Source organism: Haemophilus sp. THUN1691, from assembly GCF_059704425.1.
Genome location: NZ_AP046578.1, coordinates 898,124 through 913,176, shown reverse-complemented (window position 1 = coordinate 913,176; position 15,053 = coordinate 898,124). Strand labels below are relative to the sequence as shown.

Below are 15,053 nucleotides of genomic sequence, written 5' to 3'. Positions count from 1 at the left end.
TAATTTATAGAAAATTATTTTCCAATCCCATATTGTTTCAATTTATTCGCAATCGCAGTATGGGAAACGCCTAAACGCAGAGCTAATTTTCTCGTGCTTGGGTATTCTGCATAAAATAATTTTAGAACTTGTGCCTCATAAGAACCGATGATTTCATCTAAGGTTTTATTTTCAAATTCATCCAAAGAAATCACTGCACTTTGTGGCGGAGCAAGATTTAAACTTTCGATATTTAAATGATTATCTTGTACCAGAGAGCAGGTACGATAAAGGGTGTTATAAAGCTCACGAACATTCCCTTTCCAATCATATTTCTGCAAATAAAGAAGAAAATCTTTATCGAAAGTTGGTTTGGCAATTTTTAATTCTTCACTGATTTCCTGTAAAAACCCTTGTGCTAGCGGCTCAATATCTGCCATGCGATCACGTAATGGTGGCACATTAATAGTGAGAACATTTAAACGATGAAACAAATCAGCACGCACTTTACCTTGCTCAACAAGCAAATAAAGCGGAACCTGTGATGTGCAAATCACTCGTACGTTTGCATGATGCTCCTTCTCTTCACCCACTCGACGGAAAGATCCATCCGTTAAAAAACGTAATAATTTAGCCTGTAAACCCAATGAAAGTTCTGCGATGCCATCTAGTAATACGGTTCCCTCATTCGCGTATTCAAAAAAACCGATGGTTTCACTGTCTCCAACTTTTCGACCAAACATTTCACTTTCGGCATCTTCATCAGGCAAACCTGCACAGTTTACTGCGATAAATTTTTTATCACGACGCAAACTCTGATAATGGCAGGCTTTCGCCAACAAATCTTTTCCAGTCCCTGTTTCGCCTTGAATTAACAAAGGCGCATCAAACATAGCAAAACGTTTCGCGTTTTCTACAGCTCTTTTCATGGATTCACTTTGCACAATAAAACAATCAAAAGGATTTTGTGGATTAAATTTGAAACTGGTCATATATCAGAAATGTAGGGAAAATAAGATTGGATTATGATAGTTTTTTTACATAAAGGTGTAAATATTATTTTACACATTAGGGAATGAAAATGCGGTCGTATTTGACCGCACTTTATATGATTATAATTTTAACATTCGCTCTGCTTCACGTGCACGAACAAGGAATTGTTTACGTTCGGCAGTTCCCATACCACTACTTGTACCAGGCAATTTAACCGTCAACGGATTGACCGCCCGTCCATTAATATGGAATTCATAGTGTAGATGTGGTCCTGTTGAAATTCCGGTATTACCAGAAAGCGCAATTCTCTCACCTTTTTTAATTTCTTGTCCTGCGCGTACAAGCGGTTTACTTAAGTGCATATAAACAGTCTCATACTCACGACCATGGCGCATAACAATATAACGTCCAGCACCTCCAGCCTGATATGCCACTTTTTCAACTACGCCATCTGCAGGGGCGATAATCGGTGTACCTTGAGAAACGGAGAAATCCACACCTTTATGCGGTCGTACACGCCCAGTTACTGGATGGCGACGATTCGGATTAAATGATGAAGAAACTCGCGCTTGTCGTTGCAATGGATAACGAGCAAAACCTTTACCTAAGGTTTCCCCTTGTTGGCTATAGTAACGACCATTGGCAGCCTGAACTGCATAATAACTCTTACCTTCAGACGAAATATGTAACGCTTCAACATTACCTTGACCAGTCAGTTTATCGCCTAAATATTCGCGAGAAACTAAAATTGCAAATTTAGTCCCCTTTTTCAACTTCTGAATGCTCACTTGCCATTGAAGTGCGGTGGTTAATTGGTTGATTTGACGATTATCCAATCCCTGAGCTTTTAAACTAGTTGCAAACGTTCCGTTAATTTCACCTTTTAATACTTCTTTTCGCCAAACACTTGTTTTTTCAACAACTTGACGTTTAAACTTACCACCTTCAACACGTTCATAAATGCGTTCTTCTTTTTCAGATACAAGCCAATTTAAATATTCTAGTTCATCATTTTTATCTAAAATCCAATAGAACTGTTGACCCGCTTTCAAATTTGCCAATTCCCCGTCCACAGCAATTAAACGCTGTGCGGTATCATCTTCCAAACCAGAAAGTTCCAATACGTCTTTTAGGCTATCGCCACGCGTCACAGTATGGCTAAATTGATCGGTAATACGAATTGCTTGATCGGCAGCATCTAATAAGCCACTTAATGCATCTTGTGCATTTTGCGGCAAATTATCCAGTTCATCTGTTGAAGGCTTCACTTCATCAACTTCATCATCTTTAGCCTGTAATTCATCATCATAAGATGTTGCATCTTCATCATTAAGATGCCCAGTTGCCTGATGCTCAACTGAAGTGTGTACTGTTTTTTCTTCTTGTTTATTTGAGGTATTTAATGATTGATATTCAACATTATCTACCACCGCTGGAATAACTTGTTCCGGTGAATCATGATGTTCTGAATTATCTTTTAGAGTAAGTAAAATCCCTGAGAAAATCAGTAAAATAGCAATAAAAAACACTCCCTCTTTAATACGAGAGCGTTTTTTTCTTCTATCTCTAGCTAATTTTACGTGTTGCACAAGGATTCCTAAAATAAAAAAGTTTTCAGCATTCAGACTACATATTATAAAGAAAATTCATTTCTACGGGAAAAGCATTATTCAAACGCTTAAATATTCGACATTGGCTAGAAAATCTTGAGAATTCTATAAAAATGCGTTATTTTCCCCAACCATTGTTGAAAACACGGCGATTTTATGAATATCACAGCCATTCGCAACGAGCAAAACCAACAACCGCTCATTCAATTAAAAAATATCAATGTGGTTTTCGCACAAAAAACTGCACTACAAAATATTAATTTAAATATTTATCCGAATTCTATTATCACTATTGTTGGGCCAAATGGTGGCGGCAAATCAACGTTATTAAAAACCTTATTAAAACTACAAACGCCCACTTCTGGCGAAGTCATTTACAGTAAAAATGTTCGCATTGGTTATGTACCACAAAAAATCCATTTGGATCATAGTTTGCCTATTACGGTTGAGAGATTTCTTTCACTAAAAAAAGGTCTTAAAACACAAGAAATATCCATCGCACTTGAGCAACTTTCAATTTCACATTTACGCAAAAGTAATATGCAAAAACTTTCTGGCGGTGAAATGCAACGCGTATTATTGGCGCGTGCAATTTTAAATAAACCAAATTTACTTGTGCTAGACGAACCCACTCAAGGCGTAGACATTACTGGACAAGCAGAGCTTTATCAGCTCATTCATCAAACCCAACAAAAATTAAATTGTGCCGTATTGATGGTATCACACGATTTACACATTGTGATGGCGGATAGTAAAGAAGTATTGTGTATTAACCAACATATTTGCTGTGCTGGCACGCCTGATGTTCTCTCAAATGATCCAACATTTATGCGTTTATGGGGAAATCAGCTCGCACAAAATGTCGGCTTTTATACCCATCATCATAATCATCACCACACCTTACACGGTGATGTGTGCGGTTGTAATTCATCAGCAGTGCATTGTCAAAATAAGGATAAATAATGTTTGAGATTTTATTTCCTGCCCTTTTAACAGGCATTTTGCTTTCGCTAATTACCGCGCCACTTGGCGTATTTGTGGTGTGGCGGAAAATGGCTTATTTTGGCGACACCCTTTCTCATTCTGCCTTGCTCGGTGTGGCATTAGGTATTTTCTTACAAGTCAATCCTTACATTGCGATTATCGTGCTGACCTTGATTCTTGCTATCGCAATGGTGTGGTTAGAAAGCAACACGCAATTTTCCATTGATACCTTGCTCGGCATTATCGCCCATAGCTGCTTATCTCTCGGAGTTGTGACAGTGGGATTACTACAAAATGTAAGAGTAGATTTGATGAGTTACTTATTTGGGGATTTGCTCGCAATTAATTATACCGATTTAATTTATATTGGGATTGGTGTGATAATAGTGCTTTCAACATTAATTTACTTTTGGCAATCCTTACTTTCCACCACCGTATCGCCAGAACTCGCGCAAGTTGAAGGCATTAATATCAAAAAAATGCGTTTTATTTTGATGATATTAACCGCATTGACTATTGCCTTGAGCATGAAATTTGTCGGTGCATTAATTATCACATCCTTATTAATAATCCCTGCGGCAACCGCTCGTCGTTTTGCGAGAACGCCAGAATCTATGGTGGGCAGGGCAATTGTAGTCAGTATGTTATCGATTATAGCTGGGCTAATATTATCAGCCTTTTATGATACCGCTGCTGGGCCTTCCGTTGTCATTTGTTCCGCATTTTTATTTGTCTTATCACTCTTCAAAAAAGAGCGATTATAAGCTTGCCCAACCAGTGAAAACCATTTGCGCCACAGTTTAATTCTTGATAAAGTGCGGTCAATTTTTACGGTCTTTTTAGGATAAGAAAATGAGCCAAGAATATTTAGATTTTGAATTGCCGATTGCAGAATTAGAAGCAAAAATTGAAGCATTACGTGCAGCATCGGATGATAAAGTTGATTTGACTGATGAAATCAAACGCTTACAAAAGAAAAGTAACGAACTCACTAAAAAAACCTTTGCTAACCTCGATGCTTGGCAAGTTTCACGTATGGCGCGTCATCCAAACCGCCCTTATACATTAGATTATATCGAACATATTTTTACTGAATTTGAAGAACTTGCAGGTGATCGCGCATTTGCTAATGATAAAGCGATCGTGGGCGGTCTTGCACGTTTAGATGGTCGCCCAGTGATGGTGATTGGTCATCAAAAAGGTCGTTCCGTAAAAGAAAAAGTACAACGCAATTTTGGTATGCCGGCACCTGAAGGCTATCGTAAAGCGTTACGTTTAATGGAAATGGCTGAACGTTTTAAATTGCCAATTATCACATTTATTGATACCCCAGGAGCTTATCCAGGTATTGGCGCAGAAGAGCGCGGTCAAGCGGAAGCTATCGCTCGCAACTTACGCGAAATGGCGCAACTTACCGTTCCCGTTATTTGTACCGTTATCGGTGAAGGCGGTTCTGGCGGTGCATTAGCTATTGGCGTGGGCGATAAAGTGAATATGTTACAGTATTCCACTTATTCTGTTATTTCTCCAGAAGGCTGTGCTTCTATTCTTTGGAAAAGTGCAGAAAAAGCATCAACCGCAGCTGAAGTAATGGGATTAACTGCAAGCCGTTTAAAAGAATTAAATCTCATCGACAGCATTGTGCAAGAACCTTTGGGTGGAGCACATCGTAATTATGCGAAAATGTCTGAAAACTTAAAACTTCGTTTAAAAGAAGATTTAGCAGAGCTCGATGGACTAAGCAAAGAAGAATTATTAAATAGACGCTATGAACGTTTAATGTCTTACGGTTATTGCTAACTAACATTCTAAAAGAGCGGTGATTTTTGCCGCTCTTTTTTGATCTAAATATAACAACAAAGGAGCAAACACAATGAAAAACGTACTTTCGATCCAATCCCACGTGGTCTATGGTTTTGCGGGTAACAAATCCGCGACTTTTCCAATGCAGTTGTTAGGCGTAGATGTATGGGCATTAAATACCGTTCAATTTTCTAATCACACCCAATACGGAAAATGGACAGGCATGGTCATTCCACAAGAACAAATCCGAGAAATTGTGACCGGACTCGATAACATTGAAAAACTACAAGAATGTGATGCCTTGTTATCTGGTTACTTGGGTTCTGCGGAACAAGTTGATCAAATTCTTTTTGCCTTAGAACAAATCAAACTGCGTAATCCAAATGCGCTTTATTTATGCGACCCTGTAATGCCACATCCGAAAAAAATCTGCGTGGTTGCCAATGGTGTTCGCGAGGCTCTTATTGAAAAAGCGATTCCAGTGGCAGACATTATGACGCCAAACTTGCATGAATTGCGTCAGCTCACAGAATTCCCAATTAATACCTTTGATGATGTGTTAAAAGCAGTGAATGCGCTGATTGCAAAAGGCGTGAAGAAAGTTCTTGTTAAACATTTAGGCAGTGCGGGTAAAATTAACGATCCTGATACATTTGAAATTATTATGGCAACCCCAGAGGGTGTTTGGCATTTAAACCGTCCGCTTTATAAATTTAACTTTGAACCTGTTGGTGTGGGTGATTTAATTGCGGGGACTTTCTTAGCAAATTTACTCAATGGCAAATCTGATGTAGAAGCCTTTGAAGCTATGAATAATGAAGTAGCGGGCGTAATGAAAACCACCTTTGAACTGGGTTCTTACGAATTACAAACCATTGCCGCACGTTTTGAAATTCTCAATCCAAGCAGCCATTATAAAGCTGAAAAAGTTGCCTAATGGACTTACTTTCAGACATTGAAAAACAACTCAAACAAACCACCTATCAAGCATTTCTTATTGCCTTGAGTGGTGGTTTGGACTCCACTGTACTTCTTTCTTTATTTGCAAAGCTTCGTCAAAAACAACCGCACTTACCGCCTTTATCAGTACGAGCAATCCACATTCATCACGGATTAAGCCAAAACGCAGATAATTGGGCCAAACACTGCCAAAACTTATGTGATCAATTTCAAATTCCGTTGATTATCGAGCGCGTACAAGTAGATAAAACCAATGGTATTGAGGCTGGGGCGCGTGAAGCACGCTATCAAGCCATAAAAAAACATCTTCAAACACAAGAAATACTCGTCACAGCGCATCATCTAAACGATCAAACAGAAACCTTTTTCTTAGCCCTAAAACGTGGCAGCGGACTACAAGGCTTAGGCGCAATGCAACAACAAAGCGTATTATTCGGCATGCCAATTTTACGTCCTTTGTTAGGCTTTACTCGCACACAGTTAGAAGATTATGCACAAAAAGAAAATCTCAACTGGATTACAGATGAAAGTAATGAGGATAATAGATATGATCGTAATTTCTTGCGCAATGAAACTTTGCCAAAATTACGTGAACGCTGGGCTCATTTTGATTTAGCCGTACAACGTTCCGCACAACATTGTTTTGAACAGCAACAATTAATTAATGATTTATTGAGCGAATCCTTTGCAGAACATTGTCAAATTAAAAACCAATTTAAACTGCTCCAATTTCGCCAATATTCACCTGCAAAACAAACCGCACTTTTGCGTATGTGGCTTGCCGAAAACCAACTTGAAATGCCAAGTAAACGCCAGCTTACACAACTTATTAATGATGTTGTTTTTGCAAAAGAAGAGGCAAATCCTCAATTTCAGCTTGTAAATAAAGTTATTCGACGTTATCAAGATAGTTTATATTTAACTAAGCCGTTTTCAGATCTAACTAAATACACCCTAAAATTAGAACAAAACACGCTAAGTTTACCTGATGATTTAGGGAATCTCACAATTCAAGAAAATGAACACAATCTGATTTTCTACTGGCAGGATTACTCTATTACACTAGACAAAACAGACTTGCCTATTTCTATCCGCTTTAGCTATTCGGGCAAAGTTAAACATCATCCGAAACGCCCAAGAGAAGATATAAAAAAAATCTGGCAAGAATTAGGCGTGCCAGTTTGGGAACGAAATCGGATCCCTTTAGTTTTTTATGGCAACAAACTAAAAAGTGCGGTAGGTTTTTTTCGTGTTTTTGACGAATATTAAAATCAAGTTAAAGCGAATTTACATCTAAAAACGCTTTCAAAATTTGAGCAGTGAATTCTTTTCTTAGATAAAAACCTAAAGGCAAGGTATCTATAATTTCGCCATTTTTTCCTATGCCTTTTGTCACAGCACGGCTATTTGCACCCTTCGGGCGAAGTTGCATAACCTCCCCAATTCGAGCGGTAATCTGCTCCAATTTGCCAAGTACAATTAAATCCATCAATTCTTCCCAATCTTTTCGTAATTGATGATCCTGTTCACTCGAAGGTTGCCATAAGATAGGTTGGCCAATATGCCGCTCACGCAAAGGAATATCACGACTGCCTTCAATGGGAATCCACAAGACTTTCGATAATTTATGACGAACGTGTGAATTTTCCCAATTCACTCCCGAATTTTGAACTAAAGGTGCAAGGCTCACAAATGTAGTTTCTAACGGAAAGCCTTCTGCATTAATGGGTAACGTTTTTAATTCAATGCCTAAATGGGAAAAATCCTGCTCTGCTTTACTGCCAGCAGTCGCTCCTAATGCGATTTCGAGTAACATTCCAACCCACCCTTTATCGCGTTTTAAATCGGGTGGAACGGGAATATTTAACTCATCTGCAAGTTCGCCAAAGGTTAACCCCGCAATAGATTGTGCTTTTTCTAATAAGGCTTGTTCGGTTTGTGGGATCATTCGTGGTATTTCTTCAATAATTTCGGTTTAACGTATTCTACGCCTTTGTCTATGTAAGGAATATTTTCTAGTTTCAATAAAAAGCGTTTTGCCGGCAATCCACCACCAAAACCGGTGATTTCACATTTTTTCCCTAATACACGATGACATGGAATGATAATACTAATTGGATTACTCCCAACAGCACCGCCAACGGCTCGCACCGCCTTAGAGTTATTAATACTTTCGGCTAATCCACCATAACTGGCTGTTTTACCATAAGGAATTTGACGCAATGCTGTCCAAATCGCTTGTTGAAATGCGGTACCTTTAGGCGATAAAGGTATATCGGAGAAACTTTCTGGCTCGCCATTAAAATAACGCCTTAAAGCGCACCGTACTTTTTCAAAAAGCGGTAAATCTTCTCGTAAAATCCAATTTGGATTTGGCGTGGTTTGTTCTAACTCACAATCTAAATTTGTAAGGTTTTCACCATCAGAAAGCATTAATAACCGACCAATTGGTGAATCCATATAAGCATAAAAAAGTGCGGTCATTTTTCTCTCATTTTTATGAAGTCATATAAGAAAAAAGCACACCGAACATACATTCGGTGTGCTACGTATTATGCTAAATTTTTTACAAATTAGAAACTGTAGTTTAAGTTTAAACCGTAAAGGTTAGCACTTGCTTTAGACGTATAGTTTGCTGTAACAGTCGCTAAGTTGCTAATTGATTGTTTCTCGGTAAAGTTAAGTTTTTTACCACGTAAGTGAGCAAAGCCCGCATCAATAGAAAGATTCGGGGTAAATTTATAAGTTGCTCCTACGCTATACCACATACGATCAGTATCAGGAATAGACGCACTTGCGTGTTCAGTTGGCGCTGCTGCTTCATCATAAGCAATACCTGCACGAACTGTTAATTTATCATTCACGTCATAGGTTGCACCTAATGCATAACGAGAGTTGCTACGGTATTTTTCATCTTTATGGAAAGCCACTTCACCATCATTAAATGTTGCGTGTAACTCTTTGAAACGGCTCCAATGTGTAAATTTGTAGCTATAGTGCAATGCCAAATTATCTGTAACTTGGTGGAAACCTGATAATTCTAAATAATCTGGTAAGTGTAGTGTTAATCCACCTTTTGCTGGGCCTTGGCCGCGAAGTGTACGGCTCGCACTCACCGCATTATCATCTTCAAAATCGATATCGACTTTTGAGTGATAGGCTAAACCAACTCGGTTGCGCTCATTAAACTCATAGGCTAAACCTGCGTTCCAACCAAAACCCCATGCATTTTTATCTTGTAAGTGGGTTAATACAGTTTCTTTATTCACACCTTGTAATTTTGCTAAAGAAGCGGCGGCGTTTGGTGAAACTTGTCCATTTCTCACTAATGCAGGAAGTAATGGTGCAACATTTTTCACTGCATCACTTAAAATACCAGCACGACGCTCAATTTCCGCTTTTGCATAAACTGCATTTAACCCCACACCAGCAGTTAAACCTTGAGAAACACGATATGAACCGCTTAAATTTAAGTTAATCGCGCTTAAATCGGTTTTACCGCCGAATACACCTGCATTGTAATCTGATTCATATTCACTTTTTAATCCAAAATTCACATTCATACCACCACCAATGGCAAATTTGTCATTAATTGGTGCCACAAAATACATATTTGGAATCAATGAACCAGGAACAACACTATTATGAGCTGCAGAACCAACAGCAACGGTACGACCTAGTGCATTAACTGTAACTGGACCACTCATGTGAATTTTAGAATCCACATAAACGCCCCCAACAGAAAATTGATTCGTTTTAAATAAACTCATCAACGCTGGGTTCGTTGCCACTACAGATGCATTATCTGCTACTGCTGCATTACCTGCATAAGCCATACCAAGACCCGAAGTCGATACTTCCGCCAATTGAAACGCTGCAGCATTTGCCCCACCAGCAGCGAATAACATTGCAGTTACTAAGACAGATTGATTAAATTTTTTCATTTGGAAACCTTTGTTATAAATAAAAATCTGGGCGATTCTAAAACCCGAATCTATTGAGTGCAAATCCATTTCCTTGTTTTTATTAGAGTTCCGACCAGTTAGCGGGAACTTTTTGCATTTAATGGGCTATTTTGTTCAATTTTTGTCATTTATGGACAAACAGAAAAATGATAAAATGCACAAAAATATTCATATAAGGAAAAGAAAATGACCGTAAAATGCAAAGCAGAAGAATCCTTAACTTGTAGCTGTGTTGATGTAGGCACGATTATTGATGGCTCTGACTGCACCGTAGAAGTACATCAAGTTTATAACACAGAAGCTGATGCTAATGCGGCGCTTGAACGATTAACGAAGAAAGCGCGCGATACAGAAAGTGATCCTTGCGAAATTAAAAGCGAAATCGTGGCGGTTGAAAACGGTGTTCAATTAAATGCCTCTTTTACTTTTAGTTGCCAAGCAGAAGCGATGATTTTTGAACTCGCAAATCGTTAAAAACAATGAGAAACTCGACCGCACTTTTTCTAAAGTGCGGTCTTTTTTTATCTCAAAATTTAAATCGCAAACGTTTGCTTAAGCTGTTAAAATAAATGGCAATTTATTTTTCAATACTTATCGATATAGGAAAACACTGTGAGCAAACAATCATTAAGCTATAAAGATGCCGGAGTTGACATTAATGCTGGCAATGCCTTGGTTGAACGAATTAAACCAGAAGTAAAACGTACCACTCGTGCAGAAGTGATCGGGGGATTAGGTGGGTTTGGCGCCTTATGTGCGATACCAAGCAAATATAAAGAACCTGTTTTAGTATCTGGCACCGATGGAGTCGGCACGAAATTACGCTTAGCCATTGATTTAAAAAAACACGACACGATTGGCATTGATTTGGTCGCTATGTGTGTCAATGATTTAGTCGTTCAAGGTGCTGAACCACTATTTTTCTTAGATTATTATGCAACAGGAAAACTAGATGTTGATGTAGCTGCTGACGTTGTAAAAGGAATTGCAGATGGTTGTGTGCAATCGGGTTGTGCATTAGTGGGTGGCGAAACAGCAGAAATGCCTGGCATGTATCATGAAGGCGATTATGATTTAGCTGGATTCTGTGTAGGCGTTGTAGAAAAATCTGAAATTATTGATGGTAGCCGTGTAAAAAATGGTGATGCGTTAATTGCCTTAGGTTCCAGTGGCCCACATTCAAACGGTTATTCTTTAGTTCGTAAAGTGATTAATGTCGCGGGCGTTAATCCTGCAACAGAACTGCTTGATAATAAACCATTAAGCGAGCATTTACTTGCGCCAACAAAAATCTATGTCAAATCCGTGTTAGCACTTATTAAGCAATCCGATGTACATGCGATTGCGCATTTAACAGGTGGCGGGTTCTGGGAAAACATTCCGCGCGTATTGCCTAAAAACACCAAAGCAGTAATTGATGAAAAAAGCTGGGAATGGCCTTCCGTGTTTAATTGGTTACAAGAAAAAGGCAATATCGACACATATGAAATGTACCGAACCTTCAATTGTGGTGTGGGCATGGTAATTGCACTTCCTCAGGAACAGGTCGAAACTGCATTAGCGATCTTAAAACAAGCGGGTGAGAATGCATGGTTAATCGGGCGTATTGAACACGCTGAAGACGATGCTGAACAAGTTGTGATTGCGTAATAAAATCATAAAAAAATGGTACAGATTTACTGATGTGTACCATTTCTAACGAGAAAAAAGTGCGGTGAATTTTCACCGCACTTCAATTTGATTAATACCCTTCTTCTTGCATATTCGGCAAAAATTCCGCTTGCTGAATGCGCTTTACTTCCGTACGAATTGAACCATCTGAATGTAGCTCAATTTCACGCCAACCTGGCTGTAACGTATCAAGAGAAAAATACTGGCAATCAGGTTTAAATTGAATACAAGTCGCTGGTGTTGCCATCACTTGATAACCATTCCATTCACTGTTTACTTCTTGATGAATATGCCCATACAAAATAGCCTTCACATTAGTAAAAGGCGCAAGCACTTCTGCCAATTCGTGAGAATTACGAAGGTTATGTTGATCAAGCCATGCAGAATTAGTTGGTAATAAATGATGGTGTAATACAACTAACGTATAACGTTCAGGATTTTTTTCTAAGGTTTCTTTTAATAAATCGAGTTGATACTGACTTAGTTGTCCATGCGGCACACCATACACTTGGCTATCCAACAATAAAGCTTGCCAATGTTCGCCTAGTAGAAGATGTTTTGCTCCATCCATTGGCAACTGATTTAAGAATTCCGCCATTTTAGGCTGAAAATCGTGATTTCCCGGAATCCAAAACACAGGTTTATTGAAAGGTTTCATCATTTTTACAAAACGAGTGTAACCCTCATCACTACTATCCTGCACAAGATCGCCTGTAGCAAGAATCACATCAAATTCGTTATTTTCTTGCTGAATTTCCTTTAATACTTGAGCAAAACTTGCTTGTGTATTTACCCCCAATAATTCCGCACTTTCATCTTTAAATAAATGGGGATCCGTAATTTGTAATAACTTAATAACAGGCTTTTCCGCCTGATAAACAAACGTATTTTTCATTAATGCCCCCTAACTACATTTCCAACTTTGTTGTAACTGAGCATAATTTAATTGAAGCCACTGCAATCCAATCACTGCAATGCCATTATCAATTTTCCCCTCGCACATCCATTGATACGCCTGTTCACGTTTTACTACGTGTACTCGAATGTCTTCATTTTCTTCAGCCAAACCATGAATACCTTTTGCTTGTGAACTATCAACCTCACCAGCAAACAAATGAATTCGCTCCACTGTTCCACCTGGGCTATCCCATACACTTAAGCAATGCGTTAAATTTTTTACTTGAATTCCCGCTTCTTCTTCACTCTCACGCAAAGCAACGTCTTCCGGGTTTTCACCTTTTTCCACCATGCCTGCAATTAATTCGAGTAACCAAGGCGAACGATGAGATTCAGGATAATAAGCCGCGCCAATACGAACTTGTTCAACTAAAATCACCGAATCTTCTTTTGGATCATAAGCGATGACGGCAGAGGCTGCACCTTTAATAAGTAATTCACGCATTACTACATCGCTTTCACCACCAGCAAAAAGCTTATGTTTAAATTGAATTCGTTTGAGTGTGAAAAAACCTTCATACAAAGTTTGTTCACCCAATATTTCTATATCTTGTTGGCTAAAGTGTTGAATTTCTGACATCTTTTTCTCCAAAACTGCGCGCAAAATCATACGCTTAAAAGACTATAAAAAAAATAGAAGGTTTCCACTTTTTGTTGAAAGTTTGAAGTGAGTCACAAAAAAATAAAATGCCATGATTATTTATTCAACAATCACAGCATTCTTTTTTAGAAGTAAGCGAAACAGTATTTCACTCCATTTTTATGAAATAGGCATCCTACAAAACTTTACTCACAATTTTTCCATCAGCCACTTGAGTTGTAATTAAGTCCCCTTGATTGACATCTTTCATGCTAACAATGGCTTTACCTTGCGGGTTCTCTGCAATGGAATAACCTCTTGCCAATACCTTCAACGGGCTTAAACCATCCAATTTTCCGCATAACGTTGCCAGTTTATTTTGACGTTCTGTCACTTGGCGATTGACACAAAAATTTAACCGCACTTGTAACTGCTCTAAGCGTTGTTGATGACGTTGCACTCGATATGGCAATGGATTTTGTTTCAAACGAGAAGAAAGTGCGGTAAATTTTTGTTGTGTATTTTCAAATTGACGCCACATAGCAAGTTGCAAACGATGCATAAGCTGTTCATTTTTTACTTGTTGAGCTCGTAACTGATTCTGCGGATGCTGATTTTGCAATCGTAAGGTTAGCTGTTTCAAACGCTGGCTTTTTCGCGTAAATAAACGATCAAATGCCATATCTAAACGTTGCTGTTGATGGCGAAGTTGTTGCAATAATTCATCTTGATTACGACTAACTAACTCTGCCGCTGCAGAAGGGGTCGGCGCACGAAGATCTGCAACAAAATCGGCAATCGTCACATCTGTTTCATGTCCCACCGCACTGATAATGGGTAAGGTTGAATGAAAAATCGCTCGCGCCACTTCTTCTTCATTAAAACACCAAAGATCTTCTAATGAACCACCACCACGCCCCACAATTAATACATCCACTTCTTGTCGCGCATTAGCAAGTTCAATCATTTGCACAATTTCTGCGGTCGCCTCTTTACCCTGAACCGCAGTGGGATAAATAACAACTTTTAAACTTGGATCACGGCGTGCCAAAATATGCAAAATATCTTGCAATGCTGCACCTGTAGAAGAAGTTATAATTCCAACCGCTTTACTAAAGTGCGGTAGATTTTTCTTGAGGTTTTGAGCAAATAATCCTTCCGCAGCCAACTTCATTTTTAACGCTTCAAATTGCTGTTGCAACAAGCCCTCGCCAGCAGGGTGCATAGAATCAATAATAAGCTGATAATCACCACGAGGCTCATATAAACTCACATTAGCACGCACAAGCACTTGCATCCCATTTTGCGGACGAAAAGCAACACGCAAATTTTTCATGCGAAACATCGCACAACGCACCTGAGCGTTTTCATCTTTCAGCGTTAAATACCAATGCCCAGACACAGGTTGCGTAAAATTGGAAATTTCACCCGTTAACCAAATTTGTGAAAATTTGCCCTCAAGCATCTGACGCGCAGCAGAGTTGAGTTGAGATACGGAATAAATATTGTCTGACATAGTTTGTTCTATATTAAAGGTAAAAGATAATCCCC

The 15,053-nt window shown here is 38.8% G+C and carries 15 protein-coding genes; 7 read left to right on the top strand and 8 right to left on the bottom strand.

Going from position 1 to position 15,053, the window contains the following annotated elements:
• Positions 1-14: 14 nt before the first annotated feature.
• Both AC6H0J_RS04435 and mepM read right to left on the bottom strand, forming a co-directional pair.
• Entirely contained in the window at positions 15-971 is a 957-nt protein-coding gene (locus AC6H0J_RS04435) for a sigma 54-interacting transcriptional regulator (protein ID WP_005628559.1), read from the bottom strand.
• 120 nt (positions 972-1,091) lie between these two features.
• Positions 1,092-2,561, bottom strand: a complete 1,470-nt coding sequence (mepM, locus tag AC6H0J_RS04430) for a murein DD-endopeptidase MepM (RefSeq protein WP_192885349.1) — start codon at positions 2,559-2,561, stop codon at positions 1,092-1,094.
• A 177-nt stretch (positions 2,562-2,738) separates the two neighbouring features.
• On the opposite strand from mepM, the gene znuC reads away from it, so the two are divergent.
• From znuC to tilS, 5 genes are all read left to right on the top strand, one after another.
• The gene (znuC, locus tag AC6H0J_RS04425) at positions 2,739-3,545 is read left to right on the top strand and encodes a zinc ABC transporter ATP-binding protein ZnuC (RefSeq protein ID WP_118817451.1); all 807 of its coding nucleotides are present in this window, start codon (positions 2,739-2,741) and stop codon (positions 3,543-3,545) included.
• Positions 3,545-4,330: a zinc ABC transporter permease subunit ZnuB gene (gene znuB / locus AC6H0J_RS04420; protein ID WP_005628564.1), complete on the top strand. Its 786-nt coding sequence runs from the start codon at positions 3,545-3,547 to the stop codon at positions 4,328-4,330. Before znuC ends, znuB begins: the two co-directional genes overlap by 1 nt.
• 88 nt (positions 4,331-4,418) lie before the next feature.
• A complete protein-coding gene (gene accA, locus AC6H0J_RS04415) occupies positions 4,419-5,366 on the top strand; it encodes an acetyl-CoA carboxylase carboxyl transferase subunit alpha (RefSeq protein WP_005628566.1) in 948 nt (315 codons plus the stop codon).
• Positions 5,367-5,439: 73 nt separating this feature from the next.
• A complete protein-coding gene (gene pdxY / locus AC6H0J_RS04410; RefSeq protein ID WP_005628568.1) occupies positions 5,440-6,306 on the top strand; it encodes a pyridoxal kinase in 867 nt (288 codons plus the stop codon).
• The gene (tilS, locus tag AC6H0J_RS04405) at positions 6,306-7,598 is read left to right on the top strand and encodes a tRNA lysidine(34) synthetase TilS (protein ID WP_005628570.1); all 1,293 of its coding nucleotides are present in this window, start codon (positions 6,306-6,308) and stop codon (positions 7,596-7,598) included. The genes pdxY and tilS overlap by 1 nt, the downstream gene beginning before the upstream one ends.
• Positions 7,599-7,605: 7 nt before the next feature.
• On the opposite strand, the gene mutH is transcribed toward tilS, so the two are convergent.
• The 3 genes from mutH to AC6H0J_RS04390 form a co-directional block, all read right to left on the bottom strand.
• The gene (mutH, locus tag AC6H0J_RS04400; protein ID WP_005628573.1) at positions 7,606-8,277 is read right to left on the bottom strand and encodes a DNA mismatch repair endonuclease MutH; all 672 of its coding nucleotides are present in this window, start codon (positions 8,275-8,277) and stop codon (positions 7,606-7,608) included.
• Entirely contained in the window at positions 8,274-8,813 is a 540-nt protein-coding gene (locus AC6H0J_RS04395; RefSeq protein WP_005628574.1) for a methylated-DNA--[protein]-cysteine S-methyltransferase, read from the bottom strand. The genes mutH and AC6H0J_RS04395 overlap by 4 nt, the downstream gene beginning before the upstream one ends.
• An 89-nt stretch (positions 8,814-8,902) precedes the next feature.
• Positions 8,903-10,273, bottom strand: a complete 1,371-nt coding sequence (locus tag AC6H0J_RS04390) for an outer membrane protein transport protein (RefSeq protein ID WP_032825718.1) — start codon at positions 10,271-10,273, stop codon at positions 8,903-8,905.
• Between the two features lie 207 nt (positions 10,274-10,480).
• Here AC6H0J_RS04390 and AC6H0J_RS04385 point away from each other — a divergent pair, with 207 nt between their 5' ends.
• Both AC6H0J_RS04385 and purM read left to right on the top strand, forming a co-directional pair.
• A complete protein-coding gene (locus AC6H0J_RS04385) occupies positions 10,481-10,768 on the top strand; it encodes a YfcZ/YiiS family protein (protein ID WP_005628579.1) in 288 nt (95 codons plus the stop codon).
• A 138-nt stretch (positions 10,769-10,906) separates the two neighbouring features.
• Positions 10,907-11,944, top strand: a complete 1,038-nt coding sequence (gene purM, locus AC6H0J_RS04380; protein ID WP_005628580.1) for a phosphoribosylformylglycinamidine cyclo-ligase — start codon at positions 10,907-10,909, stop codon at positions 11,942-11,944.
• Between the two features lie 91 nt (positions 11,945-12,035).
• Here purM and cpdA read toward each other — a convergent pair whose 3' ends face one another.
• From cpdA to xseA, 3 genes are all read right to left on the bottom strand, one after another.
• Positions 12,036-12,860 (bottom strand): 3',5'-cyclic-AMP phosphodiesterase, encoded by an 825-nt coding sequence (gene cpdA, locus AC6H0J_RS04375; protein ID WP_005628581.1) that lies wholly within the window; start codon positions 12,858-12,860, stop codon positions 12,036-12,038.
• A gap of 9 nt (positions 12,861-12,869) precedes the next feature.
• A complete protein-coding gene (gene nudF, locus AC6H0J_RS04370) occupies positions 12,870-13,502 on the bottom strand; it encodes an ADP-ribose diphosphatase (RefSeq protein WP_032825717.1) in 633 nt (210 codons plus the stop codon).
• Between the two features lie 196 nt (positions 13,503-13,698).
• A complete protein-coding gene (gene xseA / locus AC6H0J_RS04365) occupies positions 13,699-15,018 on the bottom strand; it encodes an exodeoxyribonuclease VII large subunit (RefSeq protein ID WP_118817450.1) in 1,320 nt (439 codons plus the stop codon).
• Between the last annotated feature and the right edge of the window lie 35 nt (positions 15,019-15,053).

Bases quoted from the DNA above. Each gene is read 5' to 3' on its own strand.
- AC6H0J_RS04435 (WP_005628559.1), bottom strand. From the start codon at position 971: ATGACCAGTTTCAAATTTAATCCACAAAATCCTTTTGATTGTTTTATT.
- znuC (WP_118817451.1), top strand. From the start codon at position 2,739: ATGAATATCACAGCCATTCGCAACGAGCAAAACCAACAACCGCTCATT.
- znuB (WP_005628564.1), top strand. From the start codon at position 3,545: ATGTTTGAGATTTTATTTCCTGCCCTTTTAACAGGCATTTTGCTTTCG.
- accA (WP_005628566.1), top strand. From the start codon at position 4,419: ATGAGCCAAGAATATTTAGATTTTGAATTGCCGATTGCAGAATTAGAA.
- pdxY (WP_005628568.1), top strand. From the start codon at position 5,440: ATGAAAAACGTACTTTCGATCCAATCCCACGTGGTCTATGGTTTTGCG.
- tilS (WP_005628570.1), top strand. From the start codon at position 6,306: ATGGACTTACTTTCAGACATTGAAAAACAACTCAAACAAACCACCTAT.
- mutH (WP_005628573.1), bottom strand. From the start codon at position 8,277: ATGATCCCACAAACCGAACAAGCCTTATTAGAAAAAGCACAATCTATT.
- AC6H0J_RS04395 (WP_005628574.1), bottom strand. From the start codon at position 8,813: ATGACCGCACTTTTTTATGCTTATATGGATTCACCAATTGGTCGGTTA.
- AC6H0J_RS04390 (WP_032825718.1), bottom strand. From the start codon at position 10,273: ATGAAAAAATTTAATCAATCTGTCTTAGTAACTGCAATGTTATTCGCT.
- AC6H0J_RS04385 (WP_005628579.1), top strand. From the start codon at position 10,481: ATGACCGTAAAATGCAAAGCAGAAGAATCCTTAACTTGTAGCTGTGTT.
- cpdA (WP_005628581.1), bottom strand. From the start codon at position 12,860: ATGAAAAATACGTTTGTTTATCAGGCGGAAAAGCCTGTTATTAAGTTA.
- nudF (WP_032825717.1), bottom strand. From the start codon at position 13,502: ATGTCAGAAATTCAACACTTTAGCCAACAAGATATAGAAATATTGGGT.
- xseA (WP_118817450.1), bottom strand. From the start codon at position 15,018: ATGTCAGACAATATTTATTCCGTATCTCAACTCAACTCTGCTGCGCGT.